20 protein-coding genes are annotated in these 18,041 nt (G+C 65.8%); 10 read left to right on the top strand and 10 right to left on the bottom strand.

Going from position 1 to position 18,041, the window contains the following annotated elements; genetic code table 11:
• Positions 1-117 precede the first annotated feature (117 nt).
• Genes JZ792_RS10835 through JZ792_RS10810 form a run of 6 tightly spaced genes read left to right on the top strand, consistent with a single transcriptional unit; the run spans position 118 to position 6,595 of the window.
• Positions 118-1,284, top strand: a complete 1,167-nt coding sequence (locus JZ792_RS10835) for an acyl-CoA dehydrogenase family protein (RefSeq protein ID WP_216909606.1) — start codon at positions 118-120, stop codon at positions 1,282-1,284.
• Positions 1,284-2,048, top strand: a complete 765-nt coding sequence (locus JZ792_RS10830; RefSeq protein ID WP_109530458.1) for an SDR family NAD(P)-dependent oxidoreductase — start codon at positions 1,284-1,286, stop codon at positions 2,046-2,048. Before JZ792_RS10835 ends, JZ792_RS10830 begins: the two co-directional genes overlap by 1 nt.
• Entirely contained in the window at positions 2,048-3,436 is a 1,389-nt protein-coding gene (locus JZ792_RS10825) for a CaiB/BaiF CoA transferase family protein (RefSeq protein ID WP_216909515.1), read from the top strand. Before JZ792_RS10830 ends, JZ792_RS10825 begins: the two co-directional genes overlap by 1 nt.
• On the top strand, positions 3,433-4,278 hold the full coding sequence (locus JZ792_RS10820; RefSeq protein ID WP_216909513.1) for an enoyl-CoA hydratase/isomerase family protein: 846 nt from the start codon (positions 3,433-3,435) through the stop codon (positions 4,276-4,278). Before JZ792_RS10825 ends, JZ792_RS10820 begins: the two co-directional genes overlap by 4 nt.
• Positions 4,271-5,416, top strand: a complete 1,146-nt coding sequence (locus JZ792_RS10815; RefSeq protein ID WP_216909505.1) for a thiolase family protein — start codon at positions 4,271-4,273, stop codon at positions 5,414-5,416. Before JZ792_RS10820 ends, JZ792_RS10815 begins: the two co-directional genes overlap by 8 nt.
• A gap of 27 nt (positions 5,417-5,443) precedes the next feature.
• On the top strand, positions 5,444-6,595 hold the full coding sequence (locus JZ792_RS10810; protein WP_216909503.1) for an acyl-CoA dehydrogenase family protein: 1,152 nt from the start codon (positions 5,444-5,446) through the stop codon (positions 6,593-6,595).
• Between the two features lie 157 nt (positions 6,596-6,752).
• Here JZ792_RS10810 and JZ792_RS10805 read toward each other — a convergent pair whose 3' ends face one another.
• The 5 genes from JZ792_RS10805 to JZ792_RS10785 form a co-directional block, all read right to left on the bottom strand.
• Complete coding sequence (locus tag JZ792_RS10805) at positions 6,753-7,631, bottom strand: AraC family transcriptional regulator (RefSeq protein WP_216909501.1); 879 nt, start codon at positions 7,629-7,631, stop codon at positions 6,753-6,755.
• 4 nt (positions 7,632-7,635) lie between these two features.
• Entirely contained in the window at positions 7,636-8,007 is a 372-nt protein-coding gene (locus JZ792_RS10800) for a nuclear transport factor 2 family protein (protein ID WP_216909499.1), read from the bottom strand.
• Positions 8,008-8,194: 187 nt separating this feature from the next.
• Positions 8,195-8,626, bottom strand: a complete 432-nt coding sequence (locus tag JZ792_RS10795) for an NUDIX domain-containing protein (protein WP_216909497.1) — start codon at positions 8,624-8,626, stop codon at positions 8,195-8,197.
• A gap of 148 nt (positions 8,627-8,774) precedes the next feature.
• Positions 8,775-9,593 carry an SDR family NAD(P)-dependent oxidoreductase gene (locus JZ792_RS10790; RefSeq protein ID WP_254189625.1) on the bottom strand — a complete coding sequence of 273 codons (819 nt, stop codon included), beginning with the start codon at positions 9,591-9,593 and terminating at the stop codon, positions 8,775-8,777.
• A 58-nt stretch (positions 9,594-9,651) separates the two neighbouring features.
• On the bottom strand, positions 9,652-10,578 hold the full coding sequence (locus JZ792_RS10785) for a hypothetical protein (protein ID WP_216909495.1): 927 nt from the start codon (positions 10,576-10,578) through the stop codon (positions 9,652-9,654).
• Positions 10,579-10,848: 270 nt separating this feature from the next.
• On the opposite strand from JZ792_RS10785, the gene JZ792_RS10780 reads away from it, so the two are divergent.
• Genes JZ792_RS10780 through JZ792_RS10765 form a run of 4 tightly spaced genes read left to right on the top strand, consistent with a single transcriptional unit; the run spans position 10,849 to position 14,192 of the window.
• The gene (locus JZ792_RS10780; RefSeq protein ID WP_216909493.1) at positions 10,849-11,166 is read left to right on the top strand and encodes a hypothetical protein; all 318 of its coding nucleotides are present in this window, start codon (positions 10,849-10,851) and stop codon (positions 11,164-11,166) included.
• Positions 11,167-11,183: 17 nt separating this feature from the next.
• On the top strand, positions 11,184-12,902 hold the full coding sequence (locus JZ792_RS10775) for a hypothetical protein (protein ID WP_216909492.1): 1,719 nt from the start codon (positions 11,184-11,186) through the stop codon (positions 12,900-12,902).
• Positions 12,903-12,942: 40 nt separating this feature from the next.
• Positions 12,943-13,326 (top strand): hypothetical protein, encoded by a 384-nt coding sequence (locus JZ792_RS10770; RefSeq protein WP_216909490.1) that lies wholly within the window; start codon positions 12,943-12,945, stop codon positions 13,324-13,326.
• A 20-nt stretch (positions 13,327-13,346) separates the two neighbouring features.
• On the top strand, positions 13,347-14,192 hold the full coding sequence (locus JZ792_RS10765) for a 2OG-Fe(II) oxygenase (RefSeq protein WP_216909488.1): 846 nt from the start codon (positions 13,347-13,349) through the stop codon (positions 14,190-14,192).
• A gap of 243 nt (positions 14,193-14,435) precedes the next feature.
• Here JZ792_RS10765 and JZ792_RS10760 read toward each other — a convergent pair whose 3' ends face one another.
• Genes JZ792_RS10760 through JZ792_RS10740 form a run of 5 tightly spaced genes read right to left on the bottom strand, consistent with a single transcriptional unit; the run spans position 14,436 to position 18,041 of the window.
• Entirely contained in the window at positions 14,436-15,179 is a 744-nt protein-coding gene (locus JZ792_RS10760; RefSeq protein ID WP_109530448.1) for an SDR family NAD(P)-dependent oxidoreductase, read from the bottom strand.
• Positions 15,176-16,003 (bottom strand): TauD/TfdA dioxygenase family protein, encoded by an 828-nt coding sequence (locus JZ792_RS10755; RefSeq protein ID WP_216909486.1) that lies wholly within the window; start codon positions 16,001-16,003, stop codon positions 15,176-15,178. The genes JZ792_RS10760 and JZ792_RS10755 overlap by 4 nt, the downstream gene beginning before the upstream one ends.
• Positions 16,004-16,040: 37 nt before the next feature.
• Positions 16,041-16,598, bottom strand: a complete 558-nt coding sequence (locus JZ792_RS10750; protein WP_216909484.1) for a nuclear transport factor 2 family protein — start codon at positions 16,596-16,598, stop codon at positions 16,041-16,043.
• Positions 16,599-16,641: 43 nt separating this feature from the next.
• Positions 16,642-17,502, bottom strand: coding sequence for an SDR family NAD(P)-dependent oxidoreductase (locus JZ792_RS10745; RefSeq protein ID WP_216909475.1), 861 nt, complete (start codon positions 17,500-17,502; stop codon positions 16,642-16,644).
• Positions 17,499-18,041, bottom strand: coding sequence for a nuclear transport factor 2 family protein (locus tag JZ792_RS10740; protein ID WP_216909473.1), 543 nt, complete (start codon positions 18,039-18,041; stop codon positions 17,499-17,501). Before JZ792_RS10740 ends, JZ792_RS10745 begins: the two co-directional genes overlap by 4 nt.

Below are 18,041 nucleotides of genomic sequence, written 5' to 3'. Positions count from 1 at the left end.
TCGACCGCACGCACCCGTGTGCGCTGTGGCAGGCCGGGTCCGGATCAGCCGACCCGTGGAACCCGATCAGAGGAAAGTGGAGGTGCGGATGTGTCCGGTGAGACCAACAGCGAGGGCATGAATTTCGAACTGTCCGAGGATCAGGAGCTGATCCGCAAGTCGGTGGCGGAGTTGTGCCGCAAATTCGACGACCAGTACTGGATGGAAAAAGACCTGGCGCACGAATTCCCCACGGAGTTCTACAACACGGTCGCCAGCGGCGGTTGGCTCGGGATCACCATTCCAGAAGAATACGGCGGCCACGGCCTCGGTATCACCGAAGCGACAATATTGGCCGAAGAAGTTTCGCGATCCGGCGGCGGCATGAACGCCGCGAGTTCGATCCACATGTCGATCTTCGGTATGCATCCGGTGGTCGTGCACGGCTCGGAAGAACTGAAGAAGCGCACCCTCCCGCGCATCGCGACCGGTGATCTGCACGTATGTTTCGGCGTCACCGAGCCGACCGCGGGACTCGACACCCCCCGCATCACGACATTCGCGCGCCGCGACGGCGACCACTATGTCATCAACGGGCGCAAGGTGTGGATCTCGAAGGCGTTGGAATCGGAGAAGATTCTGCTGCTGACGCGCACCACCCCGTACGACGAGGTGACCAAGAAGACCGACGGCATGACGCTGTTCCTGACCGATCTGGACCGCGCGCACGTCGACATCCGGCCGATCAAGAAGATGGGCCGCAACGCCGTCAGCTCCAACGAGGTGTTCATCGACGATCTGCGCGTCCCGGTGGAGGACCGCGTCGGTGAAGAGGGTCAGGGCTTCAAATACCTGCTCGACGGCCTGAACCCGGAGCGTATGCTCATCGCCGCCGAAGCGCTGGGTCTCGGCCGCGTCGCGCTCGATCGCGCGGTGCGCTACGCCAACGAGCGCGTCGTGTTCGACCGTCCGATCGGCATGAACCAGGGCATCCAGTTCCCGCTGGCCGATTCGCTGGCCAGGCTCGACGCGGCCGAATTGATGCTGCGCAAGGCCACCTGGCGCTACGACAACGGGAAATCCTGTGGGCGCGAGGCGAATACGGCCAAGTACCTGTGCGCCGACGCCGGCTTCACCGCCGCCGACCGGGCGCTACAGACCCACGGCGGTATGGGGTATTCGGAGGAGTACCACGTATCGCGTTACTTCCGGGAGTCGCGGGTCATGAAGATCGCCCCGGTCAGCCAGGAAATGATCTTGAACTTCCTGGGTTCGCACGTTCTTGGATTGCCGAGGAGCTACTGATGACACAGCAGACGTTGTTCGACCTCACCGGGCGTTCCGCCCTGGTCACCGGCGCCGCGGGCGGTATCGGCTCGGCCGTCGCCCAGGCGCTGGCCAACGCGGGCGCCGCGGTGCTCGTCAGCGATCTGAACGGTGACGCGGCCGCCGCCGTCGCCGAGAAGATCAACGCCAACGGCGGGACCGCCTCCAGCTTCGCCCTGAACGTCTCCGATCGTGAGGCCGCGGGCGCCGCGGCGGCGGCCGCGGCCGCGCTGACCGGTGGCACGCTGAATATCGTGGTGAACAACGCGGGCATCACCGCGCCCGCGATGTTCAAGGACACCACCGCCGAATCGGTGCAGAAGATGTTCGACATCCACGTGATGGGCACCATCAACTGCACCCAGGCCGCGCTGGAATTCCTGCCGACCGACGGCACCGGCCGCGTCATCAACGTGACCTCCGCCGCGGGCCTGGTCGGCACCCTCGGTCAAGTGAACTACTCGGCCGCCAAGGCCGCGATCATCGGCATCACCAAATCGCTTGCCAAGGAATTGGCGCGCAAGCAGATTCTCGTCAACGCCCTCGCGCCGCTGGCGGCCACGCCGATGACCGAGACCATCCGCACCAACGAGAAGTTCTCCGAGCAGATGCTCAACCGAATCCTGCTGCGCCGCTGGGCCGAACCCGAAGAGGTCGCGGGCGCGTTCGTATTCCTCGCCTCCGACGCCGCGTCCTTCATCACCGGCCAGGTGCTGCCGGTGGACGGCGGCACGGTCATCTGATGACTGCCTCCCCGCAGGACATCCCCCCGAGCGGGTCCGGTAATCCGGGCCCGCTGGCCGGTATCACCGTCGTCGCGCTGGAGCAGGCGGTGTCGGCGCCGATGTGTACCCGCACCCTCGCCGATTTCGGCGCGCGGGTGATCAAGGTGGAGAATCCGGACGGCGGTGATTTCGCGCGGTACTACGACGATGTCGTCAACGGCCAGGCCGCGCATTTCGTCTGGGTCAACCGGGGTAAGGAATCGGTCACCCTCGACCTGAAATCCGAAGCGGGCGTGGAGATCCTGCACCGTCTGCTCGATCGCGCCGATGTGCTGGTCTCCAACCTCGCGCCGGGCGCGACGGCCAGGCTCGGCCTGTCGCCGACGGACCTGGCGCAGCGGCATCCCGATCTGATCTCGGTGGAGATCGACGGATTCGGCGCGGGCGGACCGCTGTCGCACAAACGCGCCTACGATCTGCTGGTCCAGGCCGAATCCGGGGTGTGCGCGGTGACCGGCACCGCCGACGCTCCGGCCAAGCCGGGACCGCCGGTGGCCGACGTGACCACGGGACTGTATGCGGCACTGTCGATTCTGGCGCAGCTGGCCGGTCGCGGCCGCGGTGCGGTGGGTTCCGGCCCCGGGACCGGCAACACCATCGCGGTCAGCCTGTTCGACACGATGGCCGAGATGATGGGTTATCACCTGACCTACGCGCGGCATTCGGGCATCGACCTGCTGCCGCTCGGCATGAGTTCGCCCGCGGTCGCCCCCTACGGCGCGTTCGCGACCGCCGACGGCCGCACCGTCGTCCTCGGCACCACCAACGACCGGGAGTGGCGGCGACTGGCGACCGATATCATCGGCCGCCCGGATCTGGCCGCCGACGAGCGATACCGCACCAATTCCGACCGGACGCGCCATCGCGAAGAACTCGACGAGGCCATCGGGGCCTGGTGTCTGCGCCACGACCTGGCCCAGATCCAGAAGATCGCCGACGACGCGGGCATCGGCAACTCCTGCTACAACAAGCCGAGCGAGGTCGTCGACCACCCGCAGTTGGTCGAGCGGAATCGCTGGCGCACCATCGACACCCCGAACGGGCCCATCCCGTCGCTGTTGCCGCCCGCCGTGATCGACGGTTTCGAACCGCCGATGGGCGCGGTGCCGGGTCTCGGTGCGCATACCGACACGGTGCTCGGCGAAATCGGTTGCAGTGCGGCCGATATCGCTGGACTGCGGGATGCGGGCGCGATCGGCCCGGCCGGAGTGCGGGAGTCGGCGAAGGTACAGGGTTCCGCCAACGGGCGGGGCTCTGCCGATGCGCCGAGTTCTGCCGACGCGCCGAGTTCTGCCGAGGGGCTGGGTTCTGCCGAGGGGCTGGGTTCTGCCGAGGAGCGGCGATGACCGCCGAACCCGTCCTACTGAGCGCCGATCACGAGGGTGTCCGCACCCTCACCCTGAACCGGCCGCACCGCAAGAACGCCATCGACGCCGCGCTGTGGACGGCGCTGGCCGACGCGTTGCGCGCGGTCGCCGCCGACCGTTCGGTGCGGGCACTGGTCATCACCGGCGCGGGCGACGCCTTCTGTTCCGGCGCTGACATCTCGGTGCCGGACAACGCGCATCCGATCTATCGGATGCGCGCGCTCACCGACGTGGCGGCGCTGCTCTACGAACTGCCGCTGCCGACCGTCGCCAAGGTCACCGGCGTCGCGGTCGGCGCGGGCTGGAACCTCGCCCTCGGATGTGACCTCGTGGTCGCCACCCCCGAGGCGAAGTTCTCGCAGATCTTCGCGCGGCGTGGGCTTTCGATGGATCTCGGCGGATCCTGGCTGCTGCCGAAACTGGTCGGCTTGCAGCAGGCCAAGCGGCTGGCGTTGCTCGCCGAGGACATCGACGCCGAGCAGGCGCGCGAACTCGGTCTGGTGACGTGGGTGGTGCCCGCGACCGAGATCGACGCTCACGTCGCAGATCTCGGCGCACGTCTGGCCGCGGGACCTCCGGTCGCGCTCGCCCAGATCAAAGCATTACTGAACGAGGGCGCGTCGTCGACTCATCGCGACGCGCTCGCCGCCGAGGCACGGGCGCAGGGACTCAATTTCGCGACCGCCGATGCCCAGGAGGCCTTCGCGGCCTTCGCCGGGCGGCGTGAACCCAGTTACACCGGGCGCTGGCTGATCGAACGTCCGCCGATCCGGACCGCCGACGGCGCCATGAAATCCGAGAACGGGAGAACTGATGCGTGAAGTAGTCATCGCCGGGGCGGTTCGCACCGCTGTCGGTAAACGTAACGGCGGCCTGGCGGCCGTGCATCCGGCGGATCTGTCCGCCTACGTGTTGCAGGCGCTCGCCGCGCGCACCGGGCTGGACCCGGCCGTCGTCGACGACGTCATCTGGGGCTGCGTCTCCCAGGTCGGCGACCAGTCCAGCAATATCGGCCGCTACTCCGTACTCGCCGCGGGCTGGCCGGAGAGCATTCCCGGCACCACCGTGAACCGCGCGTGCGGATCGAGCCAGCAGGCCCTGGATTTCGCGGCCCAGGCCGTGATGTCGGGTCAGCAGGACGTGGTCGTCGCGGGCGGTGTCGAATCGATGAGCCGGGTGCCGCTGGGCGCGGCCAAGGGTGACGGCGCGCCGTACGGCCCGAAGGCGTTGGCCCGCTACGACGGCTTCGTCTTCAACCAGGGCATCGGCGCCGAATTGATCGCCCAGAAGTGGGGTTTCGATCGCACCCGGGTCGACGAGTACTCGGCGCTGTCGCACGAGCGGGCCGCCGCCGCGCAGGACGCGGGCGCTTTCGCCGACCAGATCGTCGCGGTGGAAACCGAAGCCGGTGTGGTGAACCAGGACGAGGGCATCCGCCGCGGCACCACCGTGGAGAAACTCGCCAATCTCAAGCCCGCCTTCCAGGAGGACGGGGTCATCCACGCCGGTAACTCCTCGCAGATCTCCGACGGCGCGGCCGCGCTGGTGCTGACCACCCCGGAGAAGGCGCGCGAACTCGGCCTGACGCCGCTGGCGCGTTATGTCGGTGGCGCGGTGGCCGGTTCGGATCCGGTCCTCATGCTCACCGGACCCATCCCCGCGACCGAGAAGGTGCTGGCGAAAACCGGTCTGTCGATCGGCGATATCGGCGCCTTCGAGGTGAACGAGGCGTTCGCGCCCGTCCCGCTGGCGTGGCTGGCCGAAACCGGCGCCGACCCCGCGCTGACCAATCCGCTCGGCGGTGCCATCGCACTCGGCCACCCGCTCGGTGGTTCCGGCGCGGTGCTGATGACCAGATTGATCCACCACATGCGCGACAACGGGATCAGGTACGGGTTGCAGACCATGTGCGAGGGTGGCGGCACCGCCAACGCCACCGTGATCGAACTGATTTCCTGAACCTCTCTCCCGAACGGAGGAACCGGCGTGCGCCGCGACCTTTTCACCGAAGACCACGAGGCGTTCCGGCAACTTGTCCGGGGCTTCATCGAAAAGCAGATCGCCCCGAACTACGCCCAGTGGGAGAAGGACGGGCAGATGCCCCGCGAGATCTTCCGCGAGATGGGCGGTCTCGGCATTCTCGGCTTCGCGCTGCCGGAGGAATACGGCGGCGGGGGATCGCGTGACTACCGCTACAACGTGATCCTGCAGGAGGAGGCCGCGCGTGCGCTGGTCACCCTCGGCACCGTGCGCACCCAGCTCGACGTCATCCTGCCGTACTTCCTGGAGTACGCCGACGCCGCGCAGCGCGAACGCTGGTTCCCCGGCATGGTGAACGGTGACCTGCTCACCGCCGTCGCCATGACCGAACCCGGCACCGGCTCGGATCTGGCGGGTATGCGCTCGACCGCGGTCCGCGACGGCGACCACTACATCCTCAACGGCGCCAAGACCTTCATCACCGGCGGCTTGCTCGCGGACCTGGTGATCGTGGTCGCGCGCACGTCCACCGATCCGGACAACCGTCGCGCCGGGCTCACCCTGCTCGTCGTCGAAGGCGGAATGCCCGGTTTCACCCGCGGCCGCATGCTGGAGAAGATGGGCTGCAAGGTGCAGGACACCATGGAGCTGTCCTTCGAGGATGTGCGTGTTCCGGTCGAGAACCGGCTCGGCGAGGAAGGCGCGGCCTTCGGCTACCTGGGGCACAACCTGCCGCAGGAGCGCATGACGGTCGCCGTCGGCTCGGTGGCCCAGGCCCGCGCCGCGATCAACGCGACCATCGAATACACCAGGGAGCGTAAGGCTTTCGGCACACCGGTGTCCTCGTTCCAGAACACCAAATTCGAGTTGGCCGCCATGTCGGCCGAGGTCGAGGCCGCCCAGACCATGATCGATCGGGCGGTCGCCGACCTGGTCGACGGCGAGCTGTCCGGTGCGGACGCGGCCCGGACCAAACTGTTCTGCACCGAGGTGCAGGCCAGGGTGGTCGACCGCTGCCTGCAACTGTTCGGCGGCTACGGCTACATGATGGAATATCCGATCGCCCGGCTCTACACCGACGCCAGGGTGGCGCGGATCTACGCGGGCACCAGTGAGGTCATGAAGATGATCATCGCGCGCGATCTCGGGGTTTCCTGATATATCGTCGGTTCGAAGAATCGGATGATCGGGGCCGGTCCACTCCACGCGGAGGGACCGGCCCCGGCTTTCTGTCGCCTGTTCGGAAGCGAACCGCCGCAGATCGGACGGTATCGAGCCGGTGGACTCGAGGTGGGTTGCCACATCGGCGGCCGAGTTATGGTCCCGAGCCGATGGGGATGGCGTAGCCCATGACCGAGTCGGGGCTGTCGGGCTGGTATCCCGCGCCGTAGATCTCCAAATCCGGGCCGTAGGTGTGGTGATGGTCGGAGCTGGTCAACCACGTCGAGTAGACGTAGTTCACCGTGAGGTTCAGGTCGGTGGCCGGACCACGGTGGGTGAAGCGTGCGTAGGTGGCGGCGGGCACGTCGAAGCGGAGCATGTGCTCGGGCAACGTGACGATCCTCGAGACCTCGACGGCGGCGTCGTACACGAGGCGGTCGCTGTCGGGGTTCTCCGAACGGACGACGCCGTAGGCCTCGGGGCCGCTGCGGTGCTCCACCTCGTCCAGCCGTGCGAGGAAGGCGGCCCACAGGGGTGGGAGTTGGTCGGCGATGTTGTTCTTCTCGCTGTCGACGCTGAAGAAATGTGTGCGCATCCCGACCAGGGTCATCGGCTTCTGCTCGATGATCTCCGGTTCCATGGTGAGGTTGGTGGTGATGTGGTGGAGGTAGTCGGCGTCGAACCGGGCTTTGCGGAGGAACAGGTTGCGTCGCCCGAGTTTGCGGAACTGGTAGGGGGTCATGTCGAACGCCTTGCGGAAGGCTCGGGTGAAGGTCTCCTGGGACTCGAAACCCGCCATGATGGCGATATCGATGATCCGCGTGTCGGTGCACGCCAAGCGCTCCAGCGATCGGGCAAGGCGACGGGAGCGGATGTAGGACTTGAGCGTCTCGCCGGTGACCGCTGAGAAGATCCGCTGGAAATGCCAGCGACTCACCCCCGCGGCCCGGGCCACCTCGGCCGGCGACAGCTCGAAGTCCAGCTCGGCTTCGATGTGGTCGACTCCGAGCTGAAGCCGGTCGAGGTAGTTCACCGGATCACTGCTCGGGGGTGTCGAAGAAGCCGGTCATGGCGACCAGCCTGCCATCGTCTCCGAACTGCCCGTGGCTGATCCCATCGCTGAGTACTGTCCCGTCGCCGGCGACCATGTCCCACAGTGCCAGGCAGGCTCGGTGGTGGACCTGGAAGCGTCGGGTGACGAAATGGCCGCCGGGAACCTGCCGGTCGAAGTCGATCATGTAGGCGATCAGCTCGTCCCACCCCTGTGTCCTGGATATCGGGTCGGTGTAGACGCAGTCGGGTGCCAGGGCCTCGGCGAAGAGCGCCTTCTTCTCCGTCTCGGTCCCCGCCTTCCACGACGCGACGTAGGCCTCCCATGTCTCACGCTCATCGATCCGGTGCTCGGTCATGTCGTTGCCTCTCTCCTGGTGACCGACGATGGCCCCGTCGGCGCCCACCAGCCTGCGACAAGACACCGGGCGAACTCTTGACATTCTGTGCGGCCTGGGTCGCGGATTGGGGTGAAATCCGTCATCGTCGAAGTCCCGCCCGACTCGGCGCCTTCGATGTCCGCAGGTGTGCAGCCTCGTCGGGTGGTTACCCGTTCCAGGCGTGCCAGCATTGCGCCGAGTCGCGATCGGCGACCAGTAGCGCGTTCTTCAGTGCGGCGGGACGGATATCGGTGTCGATGAGTCGGGTTATCGGGAGCCAATGGAATTCGATGTGGTCTTCCCGGCTCGTCGGCTCCGGGTCTGCGATGGTGACCTCGAAGACGAGGTTCAGTTCGTGATGCGGGGTGCCGTCCTCGACGTAGCCGTGTTCGACCACGCCGACGAATCCGGTGATCTTCGCGTCCGTGCCCAGTTCTTCGGCGATTTCGCGAATCAGCGCCACTTCTACGCGTTCGCCGGGTTCGACGTGCCCTCCGGGCAGGAACGACCAGTTCTTCGCTCGTTGCTTGACGAGAAGGATGTCGCCGTCTCGCCGGACAACCGCTCTGGCAATGATTTCCGTGCGTGCTGTGTCCATGGTCGAACCTTTCACGTCGGTGGCTGGATCTGCCGTGGACCTTCGACTTGGAGGCGTCGAGAACGCGATGACGCGGCCGGGAGACCGCCCGCACCGACCAGGGCACCTGGGGAATACGTCCGATCGAACCCGGTCGGCTTCTCTCGCGTCAGTTCGGTGTGGCGGTGGTGGTCAGCGGTGCGGGTGTCGCGGTCAGGGTATGTCGCCCGGTCGGTTCCTCGGTTTCGAGCGGACCTTCGATCGCGTACACCCCGCCGGTCATGCGGCCGCGGTCCAATTCCAGGATCGACAGCAGCACCTTCTCGGTGGGCACCGATGTCGGAAACGCTCGGGGCGCGATGGTATTCACGCGAACCCCGAATTCCTCGAACTCGACGGCCAGGTGCCTGCCCAGATGGTTGAGCGCCGCCTTGGACGCGCCGTACAGCGCCTGCCCGCCTTCATGGACCTCGGTGCCGGACATGCTCGACACGTTGACCACATTGCGATTGCGCGCCAGGTTCGTCTCGCGATCGTGCAGCCAGCGGCGCTGCGCCAGCCGCGTCGCCAAGCGCAGTGGCACAGCGACATTCGTGTGGAAGTGGTTGTCGAAATCGTCCAGCGCCGTATCGCCGTCGACCACGCCCCGCCCGTGGAACGTCGTGTGCGCGGCATTGTTGATCAGCAGATCCACCGTGCCGAACCGTGCCAGCGCCAGATCGACGACCCGCTCCACCTCGCCCGGCTCGTTCAGGTCGGACTCGAGCAGGTAGACGCGCGAATCGTTCTCCGGCAGTTCGGCTTCGGGGTCGAACGGGTCGACGAACCACTCGTATTGCGTCGGTACCGCCGGTGTCCGCGTCCGATGTACGGCCACGATGTCGTACTCGGTGTACAGCGCCTGGCAGAACGCATTGCCCAGCACTCCGCCCGCCCCGGTGATCAACGCGACCTTCCGGTCGCCGAGCACCCGTCCACCGACAGTCAATTCCGTCTCCTCCCCATCCCGCGAGCATGTCGATATTAGGGTGTGTCGCGCAGCCCCGTCACTCCGAACGCTGAGCCAGCGTCGCCAGCAACGCGTTCTTCAAACGCTCCGGATCCGCCCGCAGCAACTGCGTCACCGGGCTGTACACCCGCAACTCGTCGGCCGCCAGCATCCGCTCCCGACTCGCGTCATCCGGAATCCATGACCGGAAATACGCGCGCGCCTCCACCCAATCCGCGCTCGCCGAGGCTCGGTGCACCAGATCCCGCGACCGCAACATGAACTGCAACTGGATCGGCAAATTCGGATCGTCCCACCAGAAATTCGAGAACTCCCCGTGGTTGCCGAATTTCGCCACCCAGCTCTCGAACGACGGATTCGGATAGTGCAGGATCACCGGCCCGATCGCCACGTGATGCTCACCCGCGTAGTCGTGGAATTCGTGAATACCGGCGCGGACCCCGGGCGATACGCGCACCGCGCTCTTGCCGTTGCCGTATGCCATGAAATCGGTCCGCCCGTTGACCCGGAACAGCGTGCACTCGGCGAAGCAGTTCTCCGGCCGGTGGTCCACCGGCACTGCCTCGTGGTTCGCGAACGTCACCTGCCCCACCCGCTCCTGATCCCGCCAAGCCCCACCGCTCTCGTCGTAGAGCAGTTCATCGCTGTCCACCGCTGCCACCCAATCGAACCCGTGCTCCACCGCATGGGTCACCGCGGCCTGCGTATTCGCGATGATTCGCCGAACCACCGCCGACGGAGTGTTGTCCGTGCGATCCCCGGCCCCGTCCAGCACCAGCACCGGCCGATCCCCGACCAACTCCTCGAACTCCGCCCGCTTGCCCGGGTCGTCCAGAAAGAGCATGATCGACTCGGCCTGCCGCAGGTGGAAGTCGAGCCAGAACCGATGCCCGGCAACGGGATCCAGCACTGTCGAACAGATCAGGAATCGATTGCGCGCCGCCTGCGCGGGGTTCTCCGACACACGCCGATCGTAGCCAGCCTCCTGTCGAGTCGGGGACGACCTCGGGCGGCTGAATCAGAGCCCGAGCCGCCCGTTCGTCACAGTCCCGCGTCGCTGACCGCCACGGCCGCGATTGAACCTTCCGATCCCGCCCAGTAGATTTCCCAGCGTGCGCCCCGAGTCGGCGGCCTCGGATTCGAGGGAACCGATCAGGCCCCGGTCGCGTCCAAACGAGTAACCGAAGTTCTGCGCGGGCTCGTCACCAGGCGGGGATCAGCAGGGAGGAGACCAATGACTACGCTCAACGTCGACACAGCGAACCTGGCGACGCTCGGTGCCGGGATGCAGCAGTCGGGTGGGGCTGTGGAAGCCATGGTCAAGACGGCGACCGACAACCTGTGGGGCAGTGGCACCAACAACGGAGAGTGCGAGGCCGGGCGGAATTATGAGCAACAAGGTGCTGCCATGAACACGGCTTTGGAGAAGGTCGGTATGTGGTTGTTGCACTGGAGTACGGCGACGAAGGCAACCGGCGCCGCGTTCGGAAAGAGTTCCATCGCCTATGGAAACACCGACGCGCTCAACGCCCATAAGACCGATAAACAATAACCGGCAGGGGCGGTAATATGGGCACGGCCAACGTCGATGAAATTCTCGACATCGGTTCTTGGGGCTTGCAGTACTGGGAACAGTTTCATCCACATTTTATCAAAGCGTGGCCTGATGATTGTAAGTACAGCGTCAAAGACCTCGAGGCGAAGTATGACGAGCAGCGTGGAATGAACCTGGCTAAGCTCGCGACCACCGCAGGCGCGCTGAATACGATTCTCGGCGTTGCCGACACGGAGTCGGAGAACCAGCGCGCCATCGCGAATCGGCTGCCGAACGTGTGGAGTGGGACTACCGCGGCCGGCCTGGCGTTGAGAATGGTCGGCGAGCAGACCAGTGCCGCGGAAACCGATCGGAAGAAATTCAAGGCATCGATCGTTGCGATCGAAGCATTCATCAACAGCGCGCGGGGCGCTGTCGAGAGCAAAGCGGAATATACGCTCGCACTCCTCACGCCGGTCGGAAATATCGCGGTAGAGATCGATGGTAAGTCGGCTCGAGGGGTGGTCGGCGAGCTCCCGGTGAAAATCGATGGTCGGACGCCGGATGATGTGGCGAAGATGGTCGATATCCACACTGCCACGGACTGGATCAGTTACGACCAGGTCTGCTGGGTGTACGACAATTTTCCTGAAGTCCGAAGCGAGATGGACGGGAATGACACCTCGAAGAAGAATTATGTCGACGATGGCAGTCACACGCTCGGATTCGAACGGGTCACCCCGAATGGTGAGCTCGCTCAGAAGACGGTCGACACTTGGTTGGAGAAGAAATTCAAACCCGACTTCACGGCGAAACTGGATGGATTCGTCAACAAGTGCAAGTCGGTAGACGACCACATCAAGGCGCAGTATCAGACGGTTCAGGCAGCGCTCGACCAACTCGATCAAGACTCGTACTCGCGACCGGCTGAGGAGACGGCCACAACGCCGCCTCCCAGTCCGTCGTCCGGGCCGTCGCCGAGTCCGACATCAGGTGTGCCGACCACCGGGACACCGACGACGGGAACGCCGACGACGGGAACGCCGACCACCGGGACACCGACGACGGGAACACCGACCACCGGAACCCCGACGACTGGAACGCCGTCGGCGACCAATACCGCTCTCAGTGGCCTGGCTTCCACGCTCACCACGACTCTGTCTTCCGCGGCCACCGCGCTGACTGCGGCAGCCTCGAGCGGTTTGACCACGTTGACCAGCACGATCTCCGAAGCCATCGAGGACCTGACCAAGGATACGGAGAACGACGACAAGAAGGACGACGACAAGAAAGACGACGACAAGAAGGGCACGTTGGCCGAATTCACCCTTGCCGGAAAGGAGTACAAACTCGAGATCGGCGCCGACGGGCAGCCGAAGTTGGTCGAGACCGGTCCGGACGGCAAGACTCATGAGTACAGCGTGAAATTGGATTCCAACGGCATCCCGATCATCTCCGACGAGGAGAAGAAATCCGAGACGCCCTCGACCCCCGGTACCCCGACCTCGGGAACTCCAACCACTGGTTCCCCGACTACCGGTACCCCGACCTCGGGGACACCGGCTGCCGGTACCCCCACCTCCGGGACGCCGTCCGAGGGGGCTCCGGCTGCGGGAACTCCGAACGTGACTGTGCCGCCGACCGGCAACAAGACGGGTACGCAGGATGGCGAGCATACGCCCGAGACGGCGCCGGTCGCCGATCAGCAGCCGGGCCGATCGGGTGCCGTGTTGGCTGAGGCAGGCCCGCTGTGATCTGTGAAGAAGTGCTGGAACCGGGCGAGGTGTGAACACGATGGATTACGCGAGGGAAATCGAGTACGCCGATGAGGATTTCCGGCGCCGATCACAATCGCAGCTGGATGAGTTGGAGCACGGCAAACGCGAGATCGAGGCTGCCTATCAGGGTGCGATCGAACAGGTCCTGGCCGAGGAACGGCAAGCTCGGGAGGAACGCGAGCTGGCAGAAGCCGCCGCCGAGACGGGCGGAGCAGCGCAGGCCGAGGCCGCAGCTCGCGCCGAGCGAGAGCGGCTGGAGGCCGAGGCCCGCGAACAACGTGAGTCGATCGCTCGCTCGGCCGCGTCTCGACAGGCTCACGGCTATGTCGCTCCCAGCGACGACGACGAATGGGACGACCCGGACTCCCAGTACTACCGTCGTGAGAGCTGGCTCGTCTGACTTTGTGGGGCACAAAAGAAATGGCAATCAAACTAGACAGTGACTGGCGGAACTGGCTGGCCGAGAACGTGGATCGCGGTTGCCGGGTGGAGACGATCGTTAGCGCCATGGTGGGGGCAGGCTTCGAGGAAGCCGCGGCGGATTCCGCCGTGAAGCGGGTCCTGGGAGGCGAGACCGCGCAGCCGATCGCGCGGGAGCCGAATCCCGAATACGTGTACGACGAGTGCCCGGTGTCGAGCGACAACGTCATTCACGCGCACGACCGGGATGTTCGGGTCTTGACGCGTATCCGGCGACCGCAGGTGGTTCTGTTCGGTGACGTGCTCTCGACGCAGGAGTGCGATCAAATGATCGAACGGTCGCGGCACCGGTTGAAGCGCTCGACCACCGTCAACGGCGCGACCGGCGCGGACGAGGCGATCGCGAACCGCACCAGCGAGGGCACGGTGTTCCAGCGCGGTGAGGACGAGTTCATCGATCGACTGGACCGCAGGACCTCGGCACTGATGAACTCGCCGCTGGAGCACGGTGAGGGTTTGCAGATTCTGCGCTACGGCGTCGGCGGCGAATATCGCCCGCACTTCGACTACTTCCCGCCGGAGGATCCCGGCAGTTGGCAACACGTCGCGACGGCCGGGCAACGGGTCTCGACACTGATCGTCTACCTCAACGAGGTCGAAGCCGGTGGCGCGACGGCCTTTCCGGAGGCGGGCCTGTCGGTCACGCCGAAGAAGGGTGACGCGCTCTACTTCCGATACCGCAACGGGGTGGGCCAGCTCGATTCGCTCACCCGCCATTGCGGCGAACCGGTGATCGCGGGGGAGAAGTGGATCATGACGAAATGGATGCGCCTGCGCGGGTTTTGAGCGCTTCGCCTTCGTGCTCGGGCCGGTCCCGCCCGCCCGGCGGGACCGGCCCCAGCTGTCGAGGCCGGCGTCCCGGCCCTCAGGGCATCGCGGCGTGGAATCCGCCGCGATCTCGTCCAGGGAATCGACGATCGGGCGGGCTCGATCCGTTCGTCATTGCACGCGAATCCCAGCGCGTACAAGCGGTTTCGGATCGGGCCCGGCCCGACCGGCGTCGCCCACGTTCCCCCTGGACGACGTTCTCTAGGTGTTGCGCCCGCCGTTGACACCGATGATCTGGCCGGTGATGTAACCGGCTTCCTCGCTGACCAGGTAGGCGCAGGCCGAAGCGATATCCTCGGGACGGCCGATGCGACCGACCGGGGTGCGTTCGGTCTGGCTCTCGACGTCGAAGAAGCCCCGTTCCACCGCCTGCTGCAACATGGGGGTGTCGATGAAACCCGGTGGGACGGTGTTCACGGTGATCCCGTGCCTGGCGAATTCCAAGGCGAGGGATTTGGTGAGGCCGACGACACCGGATTTGGCCGCGACATAGCTTGCCAGCCAGGCGGATCCGCTGTGCACGCTCGACGAGGAGATGGTGACGATACGTCCCCAGCGTTCCTCGATCATGTCGGGCAGCACAGCCTGGCAGCAGTCGAAGGTTCCGGTGAGATTCACCGCGAGCGACTTGTTCCACATCTCCGCGGTGACGTCGAGGAAATTGCTCTCCAGACTCAGTCCCGCGCTGGTGACCAGGATGGTCGGCCTGCCGAGTCGCGAGCGCACCTCGTCGATGCCCGCGTCGATCGCGGCCCGATCGGTGACGTCGACGGCGAGGCCGACGGATTTACCGCCCGCCCGCTCGAGTTCGGCGGCCATGGTGGCGGCCGCCTCACCGTCGAGATCGAAGACGGCCACCATATTTCCGTCGGCGGCCAGCCGCGAGGCGATGGCCGCGCCGATACCCGACGCGCCCCCGGTGACGATGGCGGTGCGCGAACTCATCCGATCGCCTCCTCGCCCGCGAGGGTGGTCCGATGCATGCGGCGCGGTTCCGAACGGTCGAATTCGCAGGCGCGGTGCACCAGGCCCCTGTTGTCCCACATGACCATGTCGCCGACGGTCCAGGTGTGCCGGTACACCCGATCCGGGGCGGTCGCCCGCTGCTCGAGATCGAGCAGGAGCGCCTTGCCCTCGTCGAGGTCCATATCCACGACATGTGCCGCGGTCGCGCCGAAAACCAGTGAGCGTCGGCCGTTTTCGTGGTTCCACACGAGTGGATGCTCGCGCACGGGCCAGCGCGCCCAGTCCGCCGCCTGTTTCGGCGTCGGATTCGGGTTCGCTCGGCTCTGCACTCCCGACATGCTGTGCGCGACCCGCAATTCGGCGAACCGCTGCCTCTCGGTTTCGGTCAGCGCGTCGTAGGCCGCGTAGGTGCTGGCGAATTCGGTCTCCCCGCCGACGGCGGCGATCACCCGCGCCGACATGATCGACGCCTTGGCCGGGATCTCGTCCAGCGATCCGTCCAGATGCCAATGATCGTTGGCGCCGAAGTATTTCGCGCTCGGGTTGGCGGGATCGAAACTGATCTCCATGACTTCGGGGTTGGCGTACTGCGGGAACTTCACCAGTTCGCCCAGTCGCCTGCCGAACGCCACCTGGGCGTCGTCGTCGGCGTTCAGTTCACGGAACAGCAGCACGCCGTAGGTGTCGAGGGCGTCGAGGCACCACGCGGGAATCTCGTCGTCGTTCAGCAGTCGGTCCACGTCGACGTCGAGCACTTCGATACCGACGTTGTCGCTCAGTTTCTCGAATGTGATGTCGGACATGCCTACCGTTATCCTCGCTGTCATGCCCGCCGTGTGCTCAGGCGGGAATATGCGGTGCGCGCGTATTGGTGAGCGGGCGGCGGTAGGACGGGTCGTCGCCGCTGCGCGACGGGGCGCCGTTCTGGTGGATATCCGGAACGTCGGCGAAGGGGATCGGCATGGTGGGCACCAGGCCGGACCACTCGATCACGTTGGTGCGCAGCGCGATACGCCATTGTCCGTCGCGCTTCTCCAGACGGTCGATGTAGCGTCCGCCCGCGATCCAGTTGCTCTCGTCGCGATTGCGTCCGACGAACAGGTAGTAGGTCTCGGTGTGGGCGGTGTCGCCGTCGAGGTCGCAGGTGTGGTTCAGCAGGTTGTGGTGGGTGGCGACCTGGCCGGTCTCGTGCATGGCCGAGGCCCAGTCGTACAGATCGGTGGGTCCGCCGACGTAGTCGCCCGCGGCGATGGTGGCGTCGGTGTGGAAGGCGGAGAGGAACAGTTCCCTGTCGAAACGGTCCATGCCGCGGCTGAATCGGGTCAGGGCATCGAGGATATCCTGGCGGTCGAGCAGTGATTCGAGGCGGGCCTGACGGTCCGTATCGGTAGAGGTCATGATCTTCTCCCTGGTGGATCTGTGAATCGGGATGCGGGCCCGGTCATACCGGCGACCAGATCGGTGCGCCGCGAGTCGCGCGCAGCGACGGGATCACCGACCCGTCGATATCGGTGACGTCGTATTCCCGCGCGAGTTCGGCGGTGATGAACGTGCCGCCGGATCGGGCGAGCACGTCGGGATCGGAGGCCATGGCGGCGATGACGCGGCCGGGGAATTCCGGTGTGCAACTGTCCTGCGGACGCGTCGCGGACTGTCCGCTCAATCCGGGCAGCGCGGCGAGATTGCGTTGCGCGCGCTCGGTGAGCGTCAGCCCCTGCCACAGCGAGATCGAGGTCACGCCATGCGGTTTCAGTTCCACGGCCATATCCCGCGCCATCCGGTCGACCGCGGATTTCGCGGTGCCGAACACGACGCCGTAGGTGTAGGCCACGCCGGTGTACCCGGAGATCGCGACGATCAGGCCGCTGCCGCGCGGTGTCATGAGACGGGCGGCGTGCCGGGCGGCGACGAAATTCGAGCGGACCCCGACGTCGACCATCTCCCAATTGGACAGCGGCTTCTCCCAGAACGGCTCGGGGGCCGTGAGATCTTCCGGGAGCGCGAACGCGTTGTTGACCAGGATGTCGAGACTGCCCTGTTCACGCTCGACGCGTTCGAACAGGGCAGCGACCTCGTCGTCGTTCGCGTGATCGACTTTGACGGCGATTCCCTTGCCGCCCCGGCGATCACATTCATTCGCCGTCTCGGCCAGACTGCCGGGGAGCGGATGCGATCCCTGCGTGGCGGTCCGGCCGGTGAGGTAGACCGTGGCGTGCTGTTCGGCCAGGGCCAGCGCGATACCTTTACCGATACCGCGACTGGCCCCGGTGACGACAGCCACCTTGCCGGACAACGTGGTCACGAAGAAGCCCGCGTGCCGAAGAACGTCACGCTGTGATCACCCGACGTCCGGCCGATATAGCGACGGCCGGTCAGTTCCGCACCCAGGATGCCCTTCGACCAGTCCGCCGCGTCGCCGCCTTCGCGAACCCAGTCGTAGAGCATGGTGCGTTTGGCGATGCGCCACTGACCGTCACGCCGTTCGAAACGGTCGAGATAGCGCCCGCCGAGAGAGATATCGCGCTCGCCCTCACCCATGTCGACGCGGTGGTACGCGTCGACGTAGGTTTCGGCCAGTCCGATATCGCCATCGAGCTCGACCAGGGTCTGACCGAGCATGTGCTGGGTGAGGATCACCGCGGGCGATCCCGGCACCACCCAATTCAGATAATCGTCGAACGATCCGGAGAAAATACCGAAATCGGTCGTGGCGTCCTTCCAGAAGGACGCGGTGATGGCCACCGCGTCCCTGCGGTCCTCGCCGCGGGCCAGACGCACGATCTGCTCGCGGATGCTCTGCTTGTCGAGCAGCGCCTGCACTTCTTCGGGCACGACACTCAT

This window comes from Nocardia noduli (genome assembly GCF_019038455.1).
GTDB classification, from domain to species: Bacteria; Actinomycetota; Actinomycetes; order Mycobacteriales; family Mycobacteriaceae; genus Nocardia; species Nocardia noduli.
This window is presented reverse-complemented; position numbering and strand designations above follow the sequence as displayed.

Bases quoted from the DNA above. Each gene is read 5' to 3' on its own strand.
- JZ792_RS10800 (WP_216909499.1), bottom strand. From the start codon at position 8,007: ATGACCGAGCACCGGATCGATGAGCGTGAGACATGGGAGGCCTACGTC.
- JZ792_RS10740 (WP_216909473.1), bottom strand. From the start codon at position 18,041: ATGAGTGTCGTGCCCGAAGAAGTGCAGGCGCTGCTCGACAAGCAGAGC.
- JZ792_RS10775 (WP_216909492.1), top strand. From the start codon at position 11,184: ATGGGCACGGCCAACGTCGATGAAATTCTCGACATCGGTTCTTGGGGC.
- JZ792_RS10815 (WP_216909505.1), top strand. From the start codon at position 4,271: ATGCGTGAAGTAGTCATCGCCGGGGCGGTTCGCACCGCTGTCGGTAAA.
- JZ792_RS10830 (WP_109530458.1), top strand. From the start codon at position 1,284: ATGACACAGCAGACGTTGTTCGACCTCACCGGGCGTTCCGCCCTGGTC.
- JZ792_RS10760 (WP_109530448.1), bottom strand. From the start codon at position 15,179: ATGAGTTCGCGCACCGCCATCGTCACCGGGGGCGCGTCGGGTATCGGC.
- JZ792_RS10755 (WP_216909486.1), bottom strand. From the start codon at position 16,003: ATGTCCGACATCACATTCGAGAAACTGAGCGACAACGTCGGTATCGAA.
- JZ792_RS10825 (WP_216909515.1), top strand. From the start codon at position 2,048: ATGACTGCCTCCCCGCAGGACATCCCCCCGAGCGGGTCCGGTAATCCG.
- JZ792_RS10835 (WP_216909606.1), top strand. From the start codon at position 118: ATGAATTTCGAACTGTCCGAGGATCAGGAGCTGATCCGCAAGTCGGTG.
- JZ792_RS10765 (WP_216909488.1), top strand. From the start codon at position 13,347: ATGGCAATCAAACTAGACAGTGACTGGCGGAACTGGCTGGCCGAGAAC.
- JZ792_RS10770 (WP_216909490.1), top strand. From the start codon at position 12,943: ATGGATTACGCGAGGGAAATCGAGTACGCCGATGAGGATTTCCGGCGC.
- JZ792_RS10750 (WP_216909484.1), bottom strand. From the start codon at position 16,598: ATGACCTCTACCGATACGGACCGTCAGGCCCGCCTCGAATCACTGCTC.
- JZ792_RS10820 (WP_216909513.1), top strand. From the start codon at position 3,433: ATGACCGCCGAACCCGTCCTACTGAGCGCCGATCACGAGGGTGTCCGC.
- JZ792_RS10780 (WP_216909493.1), top strand. From the start codon at position 10,849: ATGACTACGCTCAACGTCGACACAGCGAACCTGGCGACGCTCGGTGCC.
- JZ792_RS10795 (WP_216909497.1), bottom strand. From the start codon at position 8,626: ATGGACACAGCACGCACGGAAATCATTGCCAGAGCGGTTGTCCGGCGA.